Annotated in this window: 15 protein-coding genes and 1 pseudogene; 7 read left to right on the top strand and 9 right to left on the bottom strand. The window is 65.7% G+C overall.

Going from position 1 to position 18,502, the window contains the following annotated elements; all coding sequences use genetic code 11:
* Positions 1–402: 402 nt before the first annotated feature.
* Positions 403–3,141: an ATP-dependent RecD-like DNA helicase gene (locus ACFVHO_RS11870; protein WP_385712613.1), complete on the bottom strand. Its 2,739-nt coding sequence runs from the start codon at positions 3,139–3,141 to the stop codon at positions 403–405.
* Positions 3,142–3,507: 366 nt separating this feature from the next.
* Between ACFVHO_RS11870 and ACFVHO_RS11865 the strand changes: the two are divergent.
* Positions 3,508–3,651, top strand: a pseudogene (locus ACFVHO_RS11865) (integrase); the annotation flags it as partial.
* Between the two features lie 693 nt (positions 3,652–4,344).
* Here the strand turns inward: ACFVHO_RS11865 and ACFVHO_RS11860 are convergent.
* The 4 genes from ACFVHO_RS11860 to ACFVHO_RS11845 all read right to left on the bottom strand — a co-directional run bounded on the left by ACFVHO_RS11860 (position 4,345) and on the right by ACFVHO_RS11845 (position 7,524).
* Entirely contained in the window at positions 4,345–5,496 is a 1,152-nt protein-coding gene (locus ACFVHO_RS11860) for a caspase domain-containing protein (RefSeq protein WP_385712715.1), read from the bottom strand.
* A gap of 2 nt (positions 5,497–5,498) precedes the next feature.
* Positions 5,499–5,864, bottom strand: coding sequence for a hypothetical protein (locus tag ACFVHO_RS11855; RefSeq protein ID WP_385712611.1), 366 nt, complete (start codon positions 5,862–5,864; stop codon positions 5,499–5,501).
* Positions 5,865–5,987: 123 nt separating this feature from the next.
* On the bottom strand, positions 5,988–7,265 hold the full coding sequence (locus tag ACFVHO_RS11850) for a tyrosine-type recombinase/integrase (RefSeq protein ID WP_385712610.1): 1,278 nt from the start codon (positions 7,263–7,265) through the stop codon (positions 5,988–5,990).
* Positions 7,258–7,524: a helix-turn-helix domain-containing protein gene (locus tag ACFVHO_RS11845; RefSeq protein ID WP_385712608.1), complete on the bottom strand. Its 267-nt coding sequence runs from the start codon at positions 7,522–7,524 to the stop codon at positions 7,258–7,260. Before ACFVHO_RS11845 ends, ACFVHO_RS11850 begins: the two co-directional genes overlap by 8 nt.
* Before the next feature lie 401 nt (positions 7,525–7,925).
* Between ACFVHO_RS11845 and ACFVHO_RS11840 the strand changes: the two genes are divergently transcribed.
* The 4 genes from ACFVHO_RS11840 to ACFVHO_RS11825 all read left to right on the top strand — a co-directional run bounded on the left by ACFVHO_RS11840 (position 7,926) and on the right by ACFVHO_RS11825 (position 12,634).
* Positions 7,926–8,153 carry a helix-turn-helix transcriptional regulator gene (locus ACFVHO_RS11840; RefSeq protein ID WP_385712606.1) on the top strand — a complete coding sequence of 76 codons (228 nt, stop codon included), beginning with the start codon at positions 7,926–7,928 and terminating at the stop codon, positions 8,151–8,153.
* Between the two features lie 676 nt (positions 8,154–8,829).
* Complete coding sequence (locus ACFVHO_RS11835; protein WP_385712605.1) at positions 8,830–10,026, top strand: DUF3631 domain-containing protein; 1,197 nt, start codon at positions 8,830–8,832, stop codon at positions 10,024–10,026.
* Positions 10,027–10,227: 201 nt separating this feature from the next.
* Complete coding sequence (gene mobC / locus ACFVHO_RS11830) at positions 10,228–10,968, top strand: plasmid mobilization relaxosome protein MobC (RefSeq protein WP_385712603.1); 741 nt, start codon at positions 10,228–10,230, stop codon at positions 10,966–10,968.
* Positions 10,958–12,634 carry a relaxase/mobilization nuclease domain-containing protein gene (locus tag ACFVHO_RS11825; RefSeq protein ID WP_385712601.1) on the top strand — a complete coding sequence of 559 codons (1,677 nt, stop codon included), beginning with the start codon at positions 10,958–10,960 and terminating at the stop codon, positions 12,632–12,634. The genes mobC and ACFVHO_RS11825 overlap by 11 nt, the downstream gene beginning before the upstream one ends.
* A 67-nt stretch (positions 12,635–12,701) precedes the next feature.
* Here the strand turns inward: ACFVHO_RS11825 and ACFVHO_RS11820 are convergent, their stop codons facing one another.
* From ACFVHO_RS11820 to ACFVHO_RS11805, 4 genes are all read right to left on the bottom strand, one after another.
* Positions 12,702–13,250 (bottom strand): hypothetical protein, encoded by a 549-nt coding sequence (locus ACFVHO_RS11820; protein WP_385712600.1) that lies wholly within the window; start codon positions 13,248–13,250, stop codon positions 12,702–12,704.
* Positions 13,251–13,279: 29 nt separating this feature from the next.
* Positions 13,280–13,978 (bottom strand): class I SAM-dependent methyltransferase, encoded by a 699-nt coding sequence (locus tag ACFVHO_RS11815; RefSeq protein WP_385712598.1) that lies wholly within the window; start codon positions 13,976–13,978, stop codon positions 13,280–13,282.
* Complete coding sequence (locus ACFVHO_RS11810) at positions 13,979–14,899, bottom strand: phosphotransferase family protein (protein WP_385712597.1); 921 nt, start codon at positions 14,897–14,899, stop codon at positions 13,979–13,981.
* Between the two features lie 94 nt (positions 14,900–14,993).
* The gene (locus tag ACFVHO_RS11805; RefSeq protein ID WP_385712595.1) at positions 14,994–15,749 is read right to left on the bottom strand and encodes a hypothetical protein; all 756 of its coding nucleotides are present in this window, start codon (positions 15,747–15,749) and stop codon (positions 14,994–14,996) included.
* A gap of 236 nt (positions 15,750–15,985) precedes the next feature.
* On the opposite strand from ACFVHO_RS11805, the gene ACFVHO_RS11800 reads away from it, so the two are divergent.
* Together ACFVHO_RS11800 and ACFVHO_RS11795 are read left to right on the top strand one after the other, a co-directional pair.
* Positions 15,986–17,347: a tetratricopeptide repeat protein gene (locus tag ACFVHO_RS11800; RefSeq protein WP_385712593.1), complete on the top strand. Its 1,362-nt coding sequence runs from the start codon at positions 15,986–15,988 to the stop codon at positions 17,345–17,347.
* Between the two features lies 1 nt (position 17,348).
* A complete protein-coding gene (locus ACFVHO_RS11795; protein WP_385712592.1) occupies positions 17,349–17,885 on the top strand; it encodes an NUDIX domain-containing protein in 537 nt (178 codons plus the stop codon).
* Positions 17,886–18,502: the final 617 nt, after the last annotated feature.

Below are 18,502 nucleotides of genomic sequence, written 5' to 3'. Positions count from 1 at the left end.
CTCGCGAGGGCGAGGCCATGGTGAAGCCGGGAATCTCCTCGGGTGACGGCTTGGTACCCACCGCAGCCAGCACGGTCTGGGCCAAGTCCGCAGGTTAATGCCGACCTACCCGTCGGCGCAGCCTGTGATGCCGAGCGGCATGGCCTGGACTGCTTGGCCAGCCGACCGGTGATGGGCTCCGAGTATTTCGATGCCGCGCATCCTGACCGCGTGCTTGGGCTGGCTGACGGCAGGTTCGCTGCGATCCTGCCGAACTTCCCATGGGCGGTGACGTCTATCGTTGCTTATCGGATCTCGCCGCGGTGGCCCGGAGCTTGGGCTCCTCGATCGGCAGCGAACAGATCTCGGCTGGCTCTGGCTGGTCCTGCCAGCCGTCCATGGGTCCTTCGCCACTGCCGCCGCCTACGGTAGCTGGCGCGTCTTTTGACGCTTCGGTCGCTTCTCGACGGGTATCAAACCTCGACGGACCTTCATCAGGTGCTCGTCCTTCGTGTTCTCGCGCACGGCTAGACGGCTCAGGATGCGATGCTGTGTTTCCGGGGTCCAGAACACCTCAAGACGCTCCCGAGCGCGTGTGATCGCGGTGTAGAAGATGCTGTGGGAGATGCTCTCCTCATTAGCATCCGTGATGACAACCTTCACTGACTCGTACTCAACACCCTGTGCCTTGTGGATCGATACGGCGTAGGCGATCTGGAATGGCACCATGGTGGTGACAGAGTCGTCGTCATCGTCGCTGTCGCCGCGCTGGAAGACGTCAAACTGGACAGTCGAGCCTTCCACCCAGCGCAGACTCGTGAAGAGCACATCGTCTTCAGTGACATCCCGCTCGAGATTCACATCGAAAGTGATACGGCCGGGCACGCGATCAATCTTGACAATCTTTCCCTTCAGGTTGTTAAAGATGACTGGGCTGAACCGATCGGACTCGTTGAAAAGTACTGGATCTCCAACCTTGTACGTGGACTCGCTCCATGTTACGGCTGGATTCGGGTTGCTCGCCTGTAGGAACCGATTGACATTGTTGATGCCATATAGGCCGTCATAGTTCAGGCAGAGCACGATCTCGTCGTCGCTTCGATGTTGAAATAGAGAGTCCCCCAGAACCGTCGAGTAGCCATTCTTGGAGAGCGACTCCTCGATGTGGTCGTCCAGATTCCGCACCCTGCTCCACAGAGTGAGAAGACCCTGATCGGTCGTCCTGAATGGCTCTGTGAGCTCGAATACAGACTCGCTCGGGAGGTACGACCGAATGATGCTAAACCAGTTGCCAAACTCGATCGACTCGATCTGGTAGACGTCACCAACAAGCACAAGAAGATCGAAGGGCGTATTCTCAAGTATTTCGAGCAGGCTTGCGTTGCTCACGGTGCTGCACTCATCGATTACTAATACGTCAAGTGCGGCTCCGAACGACATGCCATTGCGCACATGCTTGCTGATTGTGCTGAACTCGGTGTTCGGCGCCTGTACTCGCCTCTTGAGGTTGTCGACGGCAGGGTTGGTATGCGCTAAAAATAGCTTTCTCGCGTCCGCGAAGTAGTTCGCAATATGATTCACCATCGTCGATTTTCCCGTACCTGCCGCACCGTAAATGAGAGCGACTTTCGATTGCTCGAACAACTTCGTCAAGGCCTCGACCTTCAAAGGGTCATCGATGAGGCCCGGGTTAGCATTAATCCATGCCTGCACGTCACTGCTGTGTTGGGGGACACCACTAGCAGAGATTTCCCGGAGTCTATTGATGATCGAGACCGTGTCGTCCTCGTAACCGATGATGAAAACGTGCCCATTTGCTTGAGTCAGTTTCCGTCGCGCGTGTCGTTCAGTGGGTGGAAGCAGGCGATTGTGACGTGCGATCAGCTCGTCGAGGTCCCCGAGATCCTCCAGCTCAGCTATCGGTGTATAGATCACACCGCGCTGCTCGACATTGCTCCTGACTCGCCTGGCAAGCAGTTCGTGAGCCCGAGTCCTCGAGTCCAGGCTTTCGGCAAGATCCCCAAAGCGCGGGTTGTGTCCGCGTGGTGATGTGCAGAAGGGCATCGTGTCGAACGGCTTACAACCCCAAGACACGCGCAGTCCAGAGAGTGCAGAACACTGTTCTGCATGGAACTGTGCCTTGATGACAAGGTTGTTCATCCGCAGCATGAGATACCGCAGCAAACGAGAACCTGGCCGATTGTTGCGGATGAGTGACCGGGCACGGTCAAGGACAGTAAAGATTGTCGCATCTCGTTGAGCACCGACCAGCGCCCAGGAGCGAAGAGAGCCGTAAGCGGCGTCGGTCATATCCATAAGATCAAGCAGGTTTGATCGAGTTGATGTGAGGTACCGCATCAGGTTGCGGTACTCGGAATGCGACCTGCTTACCTTTCCGTGCGGGGCGTCGAAGAGGCGCGCAAAGTTGTCGAATTCGCACGGTCGGATTGACACCTCCCAAGAGCGGATCAGCGTGATCGGCATTTCCTTGCCGAGTACCTCGATCGTGTCGCTCGCCAGCTGCAGACTGGCCGCATATTTGTCGGTGACGTCGATGTCGGTGAACCCAATAATGCGATCAAATTTGCTTGTCCGGTTATGGGCGAGGTGAAACGTAACTTCATAGTAAATTCGGCCGGCGATGAAGAACGGTCGCGAGCTGCGAATGTAGTATCTCTCGCGACGTGGGCTAGAGGCCAGGTTCGCTTTTCCCTGCTCGATGCATCCTGCGATCTTCTCGTAGTACTCCCGCAGCGAGGGATCGAGGTCGATCGGGAACTGTTCGATGTTGGTCAGGATGGTTATTCCGAGCTGACTTTTTGCCAGGTCGCGGGTGCGGAGTAGGTACTCGTAGTACTTCAGCATCAGTCGCTCGGAAGGGTCGCGATCCAGGGTGTAGTGCGAGACGCTGGCCTGGAGTAAGCCATGGAATCTACTCAGCAGGCGGAACTTGGAGAGTGCCTTAACGGCATCGAGAGCTGGCCCGACTTGATTGTAGTGAAACTCGGTTGAGCCATCGTTAAGGTGCGCCCAGACAGCGAGTCCCTCGACAAGATTTCGAAGTTGCCCCAGTACATTCTGCGAGAGGAAGCCTCGGTCGCCTACTGGGTTGGCAAGGTTCTGGCAGATCACGGCGTCGGCGTTCTTCACTTGCTGTTCCACTGATGCCATAGCTCCCGCTCTGCTTCCTCGAAGAATCGTGGGTCACCTTCGGTACGAGGCGACCCTGCCTCGCTGAAGTGGGTCGGACGGGGCCCAGCAGGTCCATCGCGCGTAGCTGAACAGTGGGCCCGTCTCCGTCCACGCCGTCAGGCATCAATAGAACCACTTAAGAGCCGACAGGCGACCTTCTTCTCGAAACTCCTTGCCTGTCACACCGGCTCCTGGCCCGACCTGTACGTCCCAGAGATCAGGCCCGCGTTGCGCCACGCCTTGTGTGGTGACGATTCGAGGAGCGGGCCGGGCTCGTGTATCTTGCATGATTTGACTGGCGAACCCGTCTGTACGCAGCCTCGCGTGAGCCTCTGCGTGCTCTTGGACGCCGACGAGAACACCAAGGCCCCTGCTGAATACCCCGGGCACTTGGACCCCGGCTTCACGCTCCGCACGTACAGTCAGGACCGCACGCGCAAGGCCATCGACGCCGCGTTCGACACGGCCTCGGGGGGATGACTATGGAGGTGAGGGTGCGCCTCCGGTTGCAGCCTGAACAGGCTCTACAGAAAAGGCCGTGGGCCGTACCTTGCGAGAGCGAAAAGAACACGGCCCACGGCCCAGGGGAGCGGAAACCCGCCCTGCCGTGCGGCGTCCCTCAATGTCGAAATAGAGCATGGTATACGCCCTGACCTGCGCAGATGCTCTGAACATGGGGTGTGAGGTGCACACCGGTGCACTCGGTGAGCGGTCATGCAGTCCCAGCCCCTCTCGGTGAAGCCTCGACTGAGCAATGAAGAAGGCATAGCGCGGCGGTTGACCCTTGGGTCTGTCGCGCGTACGTACGAGATGTACGGGGATGCCAGCGGCTTTCAGGTCGTTGGGATGTTGGCAAGGGGCGGAGGAGCGCCAGGCGCCGACTAGATCTAGCCGTCGTGTCCGGTCTGACAGTTGCCGGAACGGGACCTCTGCCACACTCCACAGCTGATGTACCAGGCAACGAATCGGGGGGGGATGCACGCCATGGCGCAGACGAGGAAGGGCTACTACCGGGCAGCGCACTACGTCAAGCCGACGACGGTCTCCAGAAGGGCCAAGAAGCCGGCCTTCTGGGTCGTTGTGGTGGGTGTGCTCTTGTTGATCGCTGCTTGGAATTCCCTCTTCGGCGACGACGGTGACAAGACGAAGCCGGAACCTCAGAGGACGGTCCAGTCAGTCACGGAGTCGCCGTCGCGTTAGTTGTCGGAGAGCTCGTCCCCAAGTAGTCGGAGTGCGGGTGTCCTGGCTCCGTGCCTGCTTTTCCCTGGAATCAGGGGCCGCAGTAGTGGGGAGAGTCGATCGCAGCTGCTCCCATCGCAGTTGCCAGTTGTTCAGCTGCTCGTCCGGCAACCCGCAGGCGGTCAGATAGACACCGGTTGTCCGCCATGTTCTGGGCAGATCCTTGCGGTTGAGGAGGGTACTGACCGTTCCGGTGGAGATCTGGCCGCCTGAGCGGTGGCTGATTGCCGAGTGGGTGAGGCCACTGGTGACGCGCACTTGCCCCAACGCGTTGATGAACCCTTCGGCGCTGCGGATGGCTGCCGGATCTGGCCATGCGCGGAGGCCGGCGGAGCCTGCTACGTGGCTGGTGGAGACTGGGGCACGACTGAAGGCAGGGTTCCAGCCCAGTGCGAGCTGGCCGTTGCTGTTGCGTTCTCGTCCTTGGGGGACGGGATGCCCCTTCGCAGAGAGGGACTTCCTCAGCTGCATAAAGACGTTGTCGAGGTCGAGCTGTTCGGGGCCTCCGGCAATACCAGTGGTGAGGATCGTGAGGAGCTCACCGGTGAATGCAGTGTGGGTCTCCCCGGGCGGGGCGAGTGCCTGCCGGGTCTCCGAGGCTGCGGCGAGCAGGTAGGTCCCCTCGACATCGGCTTGGGCGGCCAGATCCGAGGGCCCCATTGTTCCCAGGGCCAGACCGGCGTAGCAGCAGTCAAGTATGACGACAGTCCGCTCCGCTCGTCCCTCCAGCAGCGCGCCTCGCAGCCAGCTGTATTGAAGCCCTGTCTCCACCCGCTGCTGCCTGGATTGGGGTAGCCCCAGATAGAGCTCGCCCTCTGGTGTGACCAGCCCATGACCCGCGTAGTACACGAACAGTGTGTCCCTGGCCGTATCTCCGGCATCGCGCAGGGCGTCCATCACGGCAATCGCATTCGTCGGGTCGGAGAGCACGATGCAATCGTCTCGGCTGAGATTCCAGGACGTAGGCCCAGTGAGTACCTCTGCCAGGGAGTTGAGGTTGTTGGAGATGGCCGGGAGGTCTTCGAGGAAGGCGTATGTGCTCGTTCCGATCAGGACCGCTTTCGTGGCGCCGGCGTCGGGGAACACGCTCAACTTGCAGAGCCCCTCTGATCGTCTCCCTGGGCCTCCCGAAGCAGCCGAGTGATCCGCTCGATCTGTTCGTCGCTGCAGTCCGTCAAGGCGTCGGCGAGATCGTCATGCCGGACCGTGACACGAGAGGCTCGCGGTCGTGTCTGCTTCCAAGCGGCAAGCGCCAGAGTGAAGTTCGCGGCGTTCCACCCGTTCTCGGTGACCAACTGCAGAACGTCGGCGACTGCCCCCATCTCGCCGTCGCGCGGTGGCTGCTCGCGCATCTCCAGGGTCGCGGTTCGCCGGATGTCAGGGTCCTGGCGAAGCCAGGCGAGCAGCGAACGGAGTTCGTCGTTCGACGGCTCGACGCGAACCTCAACGCGCATGTGGTCCCCCTGTTGCTGTACTCCGGGCCTTGGCGGTCTTAACCATGGTCGGGGATGAGCGGGCGTTGAGGGCCGTCTTCGCTGAACCTCGCTGAGCGAAGATGGGTTGAGACGCAGATGGGCCTACGCGGCGACTCGATATCGTCGGCCGATTGCTTTGCGGGCCTTCTCGATGGCACCCGTCACGCGGTGTACGTAGCGGCGGAGGGTGAACGCAGGGTCTTCATGGCCGAGGAGGTCGGCAAGCGTGTAGACATCAACGCCTTCGTTGATCGCCTCGGAGGCGAAGAGGTGCCGCAGGGCGTGCATCATCTTGTCGCGGCAGTTCTCCCACCTGCGGCCCTTGCCAACGGGCTTGTCGTTGAGGGCTGCTATCGCGCCGATCGCCTCCAGGGCGCCCTTCCAGAGGTAGTTGAAGTAGTTCTTGTTCAGCGGCTTGTGCTCCCGCGTGGAGAACACCAGGCGCACGGTGACCGGCTCACCGTCCTTCGTCATCCACGGCAGGGTGACCTCGACCGGCGGGTGTTTGTGCATGTGCTCGGTGAGCAGTACGGCCAGCGCATCGCCGAGCGGTACGAAGCGGTCCTTGGGGTCGTCCTCCGTGCCTCCCTTCGGTGGGGCGAAGACCAGCGTGCCGCGGTCGTGGGTGATCTGGCGGCGGATGTGGACGACCTTGTCCTTCTGCAACCAGTTGACGTCCTGGGAGCTGAACCCGAAGATCTCGCCCTGCCGCATGCCCAGTCCCCGGCCGCAGTCGACCGTCGCTTGGTAGCGCTCGGGTAGGTGGGGCCGCAGGGCATCTGTTTGCTCCCATGACAGCGGTGAGTCCTTCGCCGCCTTCTTTGACCGTCGGGGCTTCACGCGCTTCACCGAGCCGGTCTCGCAGGGGTTTTTGGCGATCAAGTCGTCGTCCACGGCCATGGCCAGGATCGACGCGAGGTGTGTGAAGACCAGGCCGACGGTCGTCTCGTCGAGCACCTGCAGCCGGCGCTTGATCCAGGTCTGCACGATGGACGCCTTGATCTGGCGCAGCTTGAGCGAGCCCAGCGGCTCGATGATGTGGTTGGGGACACGCGACTCGTATTGGGCGTACGTCCGAGGGTTGTCGAAGGTCTGGTTCGCCAGCCACTGTTCGGCCACCGCCTTGAGCTGGGCCTCGCCCTTCCTGGGGTCGATGTACGTGCCGTCGTCGACGCTGCCCTGCATCTTGGCGAGGTGTTGCCGGGCGTCCTCGTAGCGGTCGAAGCTCTCGCTCTGCTGCTGCCCGTCGGGATCGCGCCAGCGAGCCAACCACCGCTTGCCGCGACCGTGTTCGCGGGACGGAACCTTCTTGTGGGCCGTGCAGGTTTCCTCGTCGGCCTGAGGCCGCTTCTTGTGCCAGCGGTCGTACGGCTCAGCCACGCTGCCCCGCAACGGAGTCCGTGAGCAGGTCGACCGGCGAGACGTCGAGTGCGGTGGCGATGGCGACGAGGTCGTCGATGTCGCAGGGGCGGCGGGCACGTTCGGTGCGGCTAAGGGCGATGTTGGTCATGGGCCGACCGAGGGCGGTGCACCGCTCAGCGAGGCCCCGCTGGGAGAGCCCGCGCAGCAGACGCAGGCGCTCGATATTGCGGGCGGCCTGGACTCCAGACGGTCCTATTTCTATGGGTCGGGTTGCCATGACAGATAGCTGTAACTCGAATTCGGCGTCCGCTGCAAGGGTTGCTCAAGAATTTGTGAAAACTCGGCGGCGCCATGAATTCGAGCGGCTCGGTGAAGCCGGATTCTCGTGCTATGGTCCCGCGCCGCTGTCCCGTAGGTGCTTGGGTCGGTCGCTGGCCTGCGGTCTGGCCTGGTGTTTCGGTTGGATTCGGGCGACGGGGGTGACTGGCGGGAAAAGAGGACAGATCCCCCTGCTCTCGGCGTGATTTCGGCAACCGGGGATTCGGGCCTACCGTTTTTGATTCCAGCCGGCGGCAAGCCGTTTGGGGCGGCCGCGCAATTTCCGCACAATGCCGCTGGACGCGACAGGTAATCCTGTGGCTGTCTTGTCCACCCCGCTACTTCCGAGAAGGAGCCCCTATGCCCCGAACCCCTCGTTCCGCCCCCGCAAGCGGTGCTGGTCCCGTCCCGCTGGCCACGCCGGAGGAGGTCGCGGCCTACCTGGGGGTGCCGGTGAAGACGCTTTACCAGTGGCGCCATCGCCGTACCGGTCCAACCGTGCACAAGGTCGGCAGGCATCTGCGCTACCGGTGGCGGGAGGTGGACGCGTGGTTGGACGCGCAGACCTCGTACGACCTCACGGTCTGACCCTGCACCCCACGAGGGCAACGAAGCGGCCCCCGGCGAGCCACCGCCGAGGGCCGAGGATTCCCCAACTGATCGCCCGCATCTGAAGGAACGAACGAGTGAGGGCGGGTCTTGCCGGACCTGCCCTCATCGGAGAGGAACGTCTATGGAGGACTCTACGTCCACCCCTGCCGCCGATGCATCCCCTACGACCTGGCCCAAGGTCGCCGTCCCCGGCCAAGGTGTCCCCTGGCTCAGCGAAGATCAGGGGGACGCGCGGTCTGGGGATTCGGTCCCCGGTCAGATGGCTATTTCGGTCGACGGGGACCAGCACGGTCCCCGAAGCGAAACCGGCGCGCGGGGACCAGAAGTTGGGGACCAGATATCCGCGGCTGTAGTCGGGGGCCGGTCCCCAATCGGTGACCAGAGCGTCGAGCCCGCTGCTGATCCGCAGGTCAGCGAGGTGGGGACGGAGCTTGGGGACCGTGGCGGGGACGTCCCGCACCGATTCGGGGACGGTGTCGGGGACGCATCGCAGCGCGTTGGGGGCCGAGATTTCCGTCCCCAACGGTCACTGGGGACCGGTGAGGAGACGGTGACCGTCGACCGTTTGGATACCGGGACAGGGGACGCCGTGAATTCCGGTGGAGCTTCGGGGACCGCCGACGGTGGGAGTGCGGTGACCGGTGAGGGAGTGGTGCTGCTGGACGAATTGCGGTCAACGATCGGCAAGTACGTCGTGCTGTCGAGCGAGGAGGCACTGACCGCGGTCACTCTGTGGGTGGCCGCCACGCACATCCAGACCGTGCTGCAGCACGCACCGCGTCTGGCGGTGATGAGCCCGACGAAGGGCTGCGGCAAGTCCCGTGTCCTGGATGTGCTTTACGAGACCGTCCACGACCCGATGATGACCGTGAACACCTCGCCGGCGGTCATCTTCCGCACCATTGGCAAGATCCCGCCCACCCTGCTGGTGGACGAGGCGGACACCATCTTCAGCCCCAAGGCGGCGGGCGACAGCGAGATCCTGCGCGGACTGCTGAACGCGGGCCACCAACGCAACCGACCTGCCTGGCGGATCTCCGGACCGGAACACAAGCCCACCCCGTTCCCCACCTTCGCGATGGCCGCGATCGCGGGGATCGGTGACCTGCCGGACACGATCACCGACCGGTCGGTGGTGCTGCGTATGCAGAAGCGTAAGCCCGGAGAGAAGGTCGCCCCGTTCCGTACGCGGTACGCGGCACCCGAACTCAACGCGCTTCGCACCCAGTTGGCTTCCTGGCTAGGTCCGCTACGGAGCGCGGCCGCCCGCATGGTTCCGCCGATGCCGGTGGAGGACCGGGCGGCGGACACATGGGAGCCGCTGGTCATCATTGCCGACCTGGCCGGTGGCCACTGGCCGGCGCAGGCGCGTGTCGCGTGCGTGACCATGACTCGACACGAAGCGGCCCAGGACGAGCAGACCAGCCTGAAGACGCGGTTGCTGCGCGACATCCACCGCGTATTCGAGCGGGCGAACAACCCCGAAGCACTGCCCACCCTGGATCTGGTCGCCGCCCTGATCCAGGACGCGGACGCTCCCTGGGCGGAACACGGTGCCAAGGGCCTGAACGCCTACCACCTGGGCAACCTGCTGCGTGACTTCGGGATCAGTCCCGCCAACTACCGTTTCGATCAAGGCCGCCAGGCCAAGGCATACCTGCGCAACCGGTTCCTGGACGCCTGGGCCCGCCACTGCCCCGACCTCCTCCCGATGGACACCGCACCCGAGCCTGCGTCCGGCGCCGCACTCGCCCGCTCGACGCCGGGCAAGTCGCCCATGGGCGGGCCGACGGGGCCACTGCCCGTCAGTCCACCCGATGGTGCTGCCGGGCCGAGGCGAACTCTCTGATCTCGCAAGCGAATTGCACTCGGGCCGCAGTCCGTAGCAGTGCGTCGCATCCGTCCCTGCGCAGGTCAGCGCAGGGACGGAGGCTCTCGCCGGGACGGACGTATCCGTACCTGCCCGCCTGTCCGTACCTGGACTGACCAGGCATGCGACGCATGCAACGGATGTGACACCCCCGCCACCCCTTCCGATGGGAGCACCACGATGCCTGAAACCGACACCAGCGACTCCCGCCCCGCCCGCCGTCGGGGGTGGCTCGGCCTGGGACAACGAACAGCAGCAAGCTGGAGCGTTCGAGCCCCTAACGGGGCTTCGTCCGCGCTTGCCCCCGCCCATGGGGTGACGGGGGAGGAGGGGGCCGGGCGCCAGCGGGCACCCGAGCCGGGGGAGGACGAGTCAAGCGCCGCGTCCGAAGCCAACGCCGTCATCACGTGCGACGAGTCGCCCGCCGACGTCACTGCTCCGCAGCCCGAGTCAACCGCCCACCCTCCGCTGCCCATCGAGCAGCCCTCGTGGCGCGCGCTCGACGCCCCAGCGCTTCCCGCGCGAATGAACCGCAAGCGCACCACCGAAAAGCGCGACCGGGAGAAGAAGATCCGCTTCACTCCGACCGCGGTCCGCATCATCGACGATGCAGCCAAGCAACGCCACCTGACATTCGCCGGATTCGTAGGCGACTCCGCCCTTGCGGTCGCGCTGGGCAAGACGACCATGCCCGGCAGCCCGGAAGACGATCCGATCCGCCCACTGATGGAAGCCGTCGAGGCGCACACCAAGGCGCTCAACCGGATCGGCACCAACCTCAACCAGATCACCATGGCCATCAACAGCGGAACCGTCCCCGATCAGGCCGAGGACATACTCGACCGGGTCGGCCACACGGTGGAGCGCAGCTACCAGCTGATGGACGAGCTCATGGCGGAAGGCGGCAGCCATGGTGCCTGACGTCTCCACCGGCTCCGACACCCAGGGCCTGATCAACTACCTCTTCGGCAAGGGCCGCCGCGACGAGCACACCGACCCGCACATCGTGGCGGCCTGGGACATGGCCGCTGCTCCCGACCCCGGCCGCGACCCTGCCGCCACCTACAGCCTGCTGGCCAAGCGGCTCGACCACCATGTCGACCTGCGGACCCGCGAGCTGGGCGGGAAGAAGCCGCCGAAGCACGTGTGGCACTGCCCGGTGCGCACCGCGCCCGGTGACCGCTACCTGACCGACACCGAGTGGGCCGAGGTGGCCCGCCGCGTCGTTGCCGCCACTGGCATCGCTCCCGAAGGCGATGAGAAGGCGTGCCGGTGGATCGCCGTACGTCACGCGGACGACCACATCCACATCCTGGCCACGACGGTCCGCGCCGACGGTCGCCGTCCACGGACCAACCGTGACGGCTGGCGAGCGCAGCAGGAGTGCCGCAAGATCGAGGACGAGTTCGGGCTGCGCCGACTCAAGTCCGGTGACCTGACCGCTCCCAAGACGCCCACTGGCGCCGAGCGCGCCAAGGCCGAACGCCTCGGCCAGAAGCAGGCGACGCGAGAGTGGCTCCGCGAGCAGGCGTACGCGGTCGCCGCCGCGGTCCGCAGCATCGACGACTACTTCACCGTCCTTGCCTCGATGGGCATCCAGGTGAAGACCCGCGTCGGCCCCGAGACCGGCGAGGTGACCGGCTACAGCCTGGCCGCTCCCGGGGACACCGTCTACTTCGGCGGCTCCAAACTCGCCCCGGACCTGTCCTACAGCCGCCTGTGCCAACGCCTGCCCGACCAGGAGGTGGCCGACCGACCACAACCGGTGGCGGACCCGGCGGACACGTGGCGCCGTGTCGATTCCGCCATGCGTACCGCCCGCACGTCTCTCGATGCAGACGATGACTCGGTGGCCCAGGGGCAGCTGGACGGCTTCAGCGATGCCCTGCACAACCTGGCCCGCGCCACATCGGGTCCGCACCAGTCCCAACTCCAAGCAGCAGCGCAGGCGTTCAACCGCGCTCGCCGATCTGCCATCCAGGCCGACCACCAAGCCGCCGGCGAACTGCGTCGGGCCGCCAAGGAACTCGCGTACGCCCCCAGCGTTCCGGGCGGGCTTGCCATCTCCTTGGTCTTCACCGCCCTGCACCTGGCCCGCGCCGCCGCCAAGTGGCACGAGCAGCGCGGCCACGAGCAGCAGGCCGCCGCAGCCGAGCAAGCCCTTCGCCACCTACAGGCGGCCTACCGCCAGGCAGCCGACCCGGTCCTGACGGACCTCACCCGGCGCGCGCCACGTAAACAGACCATGGATCGCTTCGAGGCCACGGTGCGTGAGGCGATTCCTGACCACGCTGCTCGTATCCTCACCGACCCGTCGTGGCCAGCCATGGCCACCACACTCGCTCGCGCCCAAACCACTGGCCACGAGCCCCGCCAACTCCTCGCCCGGATCGCGGGTGAACGCGAACTCGACACCGCCGAACATCCGGCGGAGGTCCTCAACTGGCGCATCACCGCCGAGCCGAACAAGCGCGCACAGGCAGCGCGTAGGGCGAGCACACGCAGTACTACGTGGGTCGCATCTGCGCCTCAGCCCGCTGCCGCGGTGCAGGGCGGGGACCGCCCGGGACACGGCCGCCGACGCTGACGGCGGCGGAGTGTCCGCGCCAGGGACGGCGACCTCCAGCGGCGATGTTCGGGCTATTGGGATCGCCTTAGGCGGCCCGTTCCGCCGAGTTCAGGGCCGCTGCCCAGTCCCGCACTGCCGCAAGATGCTCGGGCAACAGGCCGATGTGGGGGTCGGGCTGAACCAACAGGGTTGGAAGCCCACGAGCGACGCGTGCGGTCGCCCAGGCGTGGTCGAGATCGGTGAAGTCGTCGTCGATCCACGCGACCGGCGCGTCGCCGAGCCACGCGTCGACGTGATCGCGTTTCCAGAGGTAGCCGTTGGGGTGGCTGGTGGTGATGTTGGGACGGGGCAGGTCGATGTACGGGAAGGTAGGGAGGCCGAGAAGAGGGCCGATCAGCGTGGTGGCGTCGCGGCGCCAGCTGGTGCACCACATGGGGCCGACCAGCCTCGTGCGGATGAGGTCGGTGAGCATCGGTCCGTGTGCCGGGTTCAGCCACACCGGGACGGGAGCGTCAGGCGGGCGACTGGCAGGCACGACGTCGTAGCGGACGTGGCTGGACGGAGTGGCCCCGTCCGCCTGGGGAAACGGTATGAGGACACCGTCGATGTCGATCAGCAGGTAGGGCAGGCGCATGGGTTCCTCCGGTTCAGGCGAGGTGCGGGTCAGAGCTTGCGCGCGGTGATCAGGAGCGTGGTTGGCCACGGGCCGTGACGCGGGTCGTGGAAGTCCTGGGCGGAGGTGAGACAGAGGCCGGCGCGCGAGAGGTGCTGATCCCAGCGCCGGGCATCGAACTCCCAGCGAATCAGCGGGAGTCGGGTGCGGTCGGGGAGGGTGACGTGGTCGCGACGGGGCCGGTCGTCGATGGCCGCTAGTCGTCCGCCGCGTTGAGGGTGAGGGACGGAGAAGGCGAGAGTGCGGCCGGGTTTGAGGCGGGCGGCGACAGCAGGCAGGAGGAGGTTCGGCGGAACGAGGCCGATGGCGCCGAAGACCGAATAGATCGCGTCGAAGTGTTCGTCAGTGGCCTGGAGGTAGTGGAGGGCGTGACCGGCGGCGAAGGTGAGACCGGAGAGGCGACCGTAGTGGGTGCGGGCTCGGCGGATCTGGATGCCGACGAGGTCGACGCCGGTGACGCGGGCGCCGCGGCGGGTGGCGAGGTGGGCGGCGTTGTGGCCGGGGCCGCAGCCGAGTTCGAGGATGCGGCGGTGGGCGAGGTCGGTGCCGAGGATCTCCGCGCCGGGGCCGAGACCCGGGCGGGTGGTCCACTCCATCCGGGCGGGGACGGGGAGAGGTTCGGCGGGCGCGGTGGCGGTGCGTTGCAGGGCGTGGGCGTGCCAGGGAGAGGGCGCTGGTGCCGTGGGCATCTAGACCTCCAGGAGGCGGAGGACGTCAGTGAGATGGCGGCGTACCACCTTGATGTACGCCGGGTCGGTGCCGGGGGCGTTGATCCAACGGATCGCCTGCTCCATGAACCACTCCACGCTCCAGATGCGCTGCCATCCCAACGCCCAGTGCTCAGCCGGGAGTTCACCGCGCCGGGCGAGGGCATCAGGCGAGCCGCCCGCAGCCACGTACTGCTCGATGAAGACGCGCAGACGGACGGGGTCGGGGTTCTCGACGGTGCCGTGCCAACTGGCCAGGTCAATGAGGCCGGGGCCGGTGAAGGCGCGGGCGAAGTCGAGCAGGCGCCAGGTGTTGCCATGGCCGATGTGGAGGCTGGTGGGGTGGAACTCGGAGTGCACCCAGCCGAACGGGGCGAGGTTGGCGCCGGTCGCGCGGTGCGGGGCTGCGCGGGCGATGAGTTCGAGGGCCTGCTCGATGTCGTTGGTGTCTTCGGCTGCCCAGCGGTCGGCTTTGCGCAGGGCGCGGAGGTGGTCGAGGGCGCGGGCCGGAAGGGTACGCAGCCGCTCCTCGTCGATGAGGGAGAGTGCCGGTGCGGTGCGAGCGCCGTGCAGGACGACCGCCGCTGCGACACCGTCGAGGTCGTCGGCCTCGCGAGTCGCGGGGCCAAGGTCTTCGAGAAGCATGCCGAGCCGGCCGTCGCGTACGGCCGAGGCGTACACCTCGGGCACGGGGATGCCGAGGGTGTGCGCGAGGCGCAGGGCCTGGTCCTCGCTGTCGAAGGGGCGCTTGGCGTACTTGAAGATCGCGGTGCTGCGGTCGGGGAAGGTGACGCGTTCGACGCCGGACATCGACCACACCCGCACCGCTTCGCGAGTGGGGAGGGGGCGGCCTGTGGCGGTGCACAGGTTGTGGAGGAGTTCGACGGTGAGGGACTCGTCCATGGGGAGTGCTCCTGGATTTCCTGTACGGGGATGAAGGCGTCCGGGGCGGGAGGAGTGCTGCGGTGGCATCCCGCCCCGGAGCCTCGTCGAAGGGCTACGCGGCCGGGTTGCCGGTCACGAGGTGGGAGTAGACCTGCTCGATCCACCCAGCTTTGAACTGGGCAAGGTCGTCACGGAAGTTGGCCATCGACGCACCGTAGGGCGCGACGACGCCGCCGGTCTGGTCCGGCACGGACTGGCAGCCGTGGACCAAACGTCCACCGAGGGCGGCGTGGGCCTTGATGGACTCGATGCGGCGGTACTCGTTGAACCAGCCACCGTGGTAGACCTCGTCGAGCAGGCCGCCCATGTCGACGTCCAGGTCGAAGACGACGGAGGTGGCGGCGGGGAAGAACCAGCACGGGCCGACGTTGGAGATGTGCCCGTCCAGCTCGACCTTGTTCAGGGCCATGAGCGTGGCCGCCTCGCGCAGCATCCGCAGGTGCTCGGTGGTGATCTGCGGCAGACCGAGCGAGGCGAGGTGCTCCTCGCGGAACAGGTAGGCGTACACCTCGTACGCCGTGGCCAGGACGTGTGCGGCGTCCGAGGTGGAGCGGGCGTGCTCCTTGATGAAGTCGAGCGCGAGCTGCTCGACCGCGCTCTCGGTCGTCTCGTCCACGCCCAGCAGCTGCTCCTTGACCAGCTCCCAGTCGGCGACGAGCCAGGTGCTGGATTCGAAGCGGAAGAAGTACTCGGCCGGGTCGATGGTGATGCGCCGGCCGTCGACCTGGACGCCGGGCATGCGGCTCCAGCGCTCGTCGAACGCCTCGGGCAGTACGACCGTGATGGTCGCGGTTTCGATGGTGGTCACGGTGTCTCCGTTTCTCATCGGCCGGGTTCGGGCACAGGAATGCCCGAACCCGAAGCGGGCGTACGGAACTTGAGGCCACCCGGACCAGGAAGGGGGGAGCCTGGATCACGGTCGATCGGAACTCGGAACCGTTCCGGGCGGCTGATGATTAGTGAACCGGTCGTCACGCACAGTGGGTACGGTGAGAGGCGGCGGAAGCGGTATACGCGGTTTACAGCTCCTGATCGGGGGAGGTCGTGCCAACGCCCAACCAGCCCAACTCGCATCTACGCGAAGTGATCTCTGCCAGCGGCTGCACCTTCGACGCCCTCGCGAAGGACGTGCGCCGCATCGCCGCTGAGAACGGCGAGATCCTCCAGACCAACAAGTCTGCGATCTCCCACTGGGTCAACGGCGCACGCGAGCCGAGCGGCCGCATGGGCCAGTACCTGGCCGAAGCGCTGTCCCGTCGTCTGGCACGCACCGTCACACCCACGGAGATCGGCCTGCGCGGCCAGGCGGAGACGCCGACCGCTACCGCGAACCCTGATCCGGTAGTCGCAGCAACGGAGTTGGGCCGCGCCGACGTCGACCGCCGGCGCTTCCTGGCGATCGCGGCCTTCACCACCGCCGGGGTGGCAATGCCGCTCGCCTACGACCACGAGGCGACCTCCCGCATGCTCCGCGCCCGCACCGGGGGAGTCTTGGTCGGAGCCGAGGACGTCGACGTCGTACGCCAGATCACCACCGCGTTCAGCTCCGCCGACGAACGCCTCGGCGGCGGCCACGGCCTGACCACCGTCACCGCCTACCTCGCCGACACGGCAGCCCCCATGCTCCGCGCCCGCTTCCCGAACGAAGCCTTACGCCAAGCAGCTTTCGGCGCGGTCGCCGAACTCGCCTACCTGGCAGGCTGGAAGCACCACGACCTCGGCCAGGAAGGCGCAGCCCAGCGCTACTACCAGGTCGGTTACCAACTCGCCTGCGAAGCCGACCCGAACGGCCACGCCGCCTGGATGATGCGCGCCCTCGCCCACCAAGCCCTCAGCCTCAAACAACCCCACCACTGCGTGGACCTCGTCGAAGGCGCGCTCACCCGGGGACTCGGCCGTGTCGATGGCCAAACCGAAGCCCTCCTGCACATCACCCACGCCCGCGCGTACGCCGCCATCGGCGAGAAGCCCTCCGCGGCCCGCGCCCTCCTCGCCGCAGAGGACGCACTGCTCCGCGAGGACGACCCGCAGCCCAGCTACTCCCGCGTCAGCGGCCCAGCGGCCGGCACCGTTGCCAGCCACACCGCCCGCACCCTCACCGATCTCGCCGACCACCCCGGCACGGAGATCCAACACCGAGCTGCACTCACCCGCTGGGACCCGGTCCAGTACAAGCGCGTCCACGCCCTCACCTACGCAGACCTGGGCGACAGCCTCGCTGCCCAGGCACGCGCAGACGAGGCAATCGCCGCGTGGTCCCAGTCCCTGACCTTGATGGAAGGCATGACGTCGGACCGCACCCGCAAGGCCATCTCGTCCCTGCGCTCGCCCCTCGCGATCTACCAGCGCCGCAAGGTACCCGGCGCTGGCGAGCTCGCTCGCCGAGCTCGCGAGGCGCTCGCCTAACATGCCCAACAACCAGGCCGACGAAGGGAACCCCGTGGCCGAGCCGACGACCGACGCCCGCCCTCAAGCTCTCAAGCCCGCCCTCGAATCCATGACTCTCCTGGTCGCGGCCGTCATCGTCCACGACAAGGCCACCAACCGCGTCGTCCTGCTGCAGCGCAGCGAGAACGCCAAGTTCGCCCAGGGCATGTGGGACCTGCCGGTCGGCAAGAGCGAGCCAGGAGAGGCCATCACCGAAACCGCGGTGCGCGAGCTCTACGAGGAGACCGGCCTGACGGTGAAGCCGGAAGCCCTGCAGGTCGCCCATATCATCCATAGCGCCTGGGGCGTCGAAGCTCCCAACGGCTTCCTCACCGTCGTCTTCGCCGTGCACCAATGGACAGGCGAACCGGAGAACCGGGAACCCCTCAAGCACGCCCAAGTTTGCTGGGCCGACGCCAACGCCATCCCCGAGGACTTCGTTGATACCACCGCCACCGCGTTGCACCGCTATCTGGAGCATGGCTCCCAGGTCTCTCTCAACGGCTGGGACTGCTAGGCCGTGACTCAGGAAGGCACGGCCATCCAGTTCCATGACAGGGCCTTCCCATCCACAGTGAGTAGCTACTGACGTTTGTCGGCGGCGGATGTGGTTTCAGACGTATGCTTATACGGTGCCTAAGGATTCCTCTGACCGACGCGACGTGAGACCTGCGAGCCCATACTCGACGGGCGGCGGCGGCACCGTATTGGAGCACCGATTCGGCGCGCTATTGCTGAGTCACCTGCTCACCGCTGATCCCTTGGATGAGCTAGGCGACGACGTTACCCCGGATGGAATTGAATTCCAGGCGAGCTCCTATAGTGCCGTGGACGACTTGGTGGTGAGCGGACGGTCGGTTGACGGCACGCGGAGGCGGGTCTCGATTGGCGTGCGACGTGATCCATCATTTGTGCCCAGCGACCAGGCGTCAGTCGAGCTCATTGGGGCCTATCTCAGAGTGGTGCACGACTATCCGGTAGAAGTTGAAGAAGGCCGGTGGCGTCTCGCTCTTGTCGTAGTGAGCCCTAACGAGCATGTACGACAGCTTCGAGAGCTGGCTGTCATTGCACGTGATGCGGCGAGTGAGAGCCGCTTCCGCTCAGAGGTCACCCGTGCTGGGCGTACAAATCGGC

The sequence above is a fragment of the Streptomyces sp. NPDC127108 genome (assembly GCF_042677545.1).
In the GTDB taxonomy this organism is placed as follows: Bacteria; Actinomycetota; Actinomycetes; order Streptomycetales; family Streptomycetaceae; genus Streptomyces.
Note: the sequence above shows the minus strand (reverse complement) of the source record. Positions and strands in the feature narration are given on the sequence as shown.

Bases quoted from the DNA above. Each gene is read 5' to 3' on its own strand.
- ACFVHO_RS11855 (WP_385712611.1), bottom strand. From the start codon at position 5,864: ATGCGCGTTGAGGTTCGCGTCGAGCCGTCGAACGACGAACTCCGTTCG.
- ACFVHO_RS11845 (WP_385712608.1), bottom strand. From the start codon at position 7,524: ATGGCAACCCGACCCATAGAAATAGGACCGTCTGGAGTCCAGGCCGCC.
- ACFVHO_RS11840 (WP_385712606.1), top strand. From the start codon at position 7,926: ATGCCCCGAACCCCTCGTTCCGCCCCCGCAAGCGGTGCTGGTCCCGTC.
- mobC (WP_385712603.1), top strand. From the start codon at position 10,228: ATGCCTGAAACCGACACCAGCGACTCCCGCCCCGCCCGCCGTCGGGGG.
- ACFVHO_RS11825 (WP_385712601.1), top strand. From the start codon at position 10,958: ATGGTGCCTGACGTCTCCACCGGCTCCGACACCCAGGGCCTGATCAAC.
- ACFVHO_RS11820 (WP_385712600.1), bottom strand. From the start codon at position 13,250: ATGCGCCTGCCCTACCTGCTGATCGACATCGACGGTGTCCTCATACCG.
- ACFVHO_RS11815 (WP_385712598.1), bottom strand. From the start codon at position 13,978: ATGCCCACGGCACCAGCGCCCTCTCCCTGGCACGCCCACGCCCTGCAA.
- ACFVHO_RS11810 (WP_385712597.1), bottom strand. From the start codon at position 14,899: ATGGACGAGTCCCTCACCGTCGAACTCCTCCACAACCTGTGCACCGCC.
- ACFVHO_RS11795 (WP_385712592.1), top strand. From the start codon at position 17,349: ATGCCCAACAACCAGGCCGACGAAGGGAACCCCGTGGCCGAGCCGACG.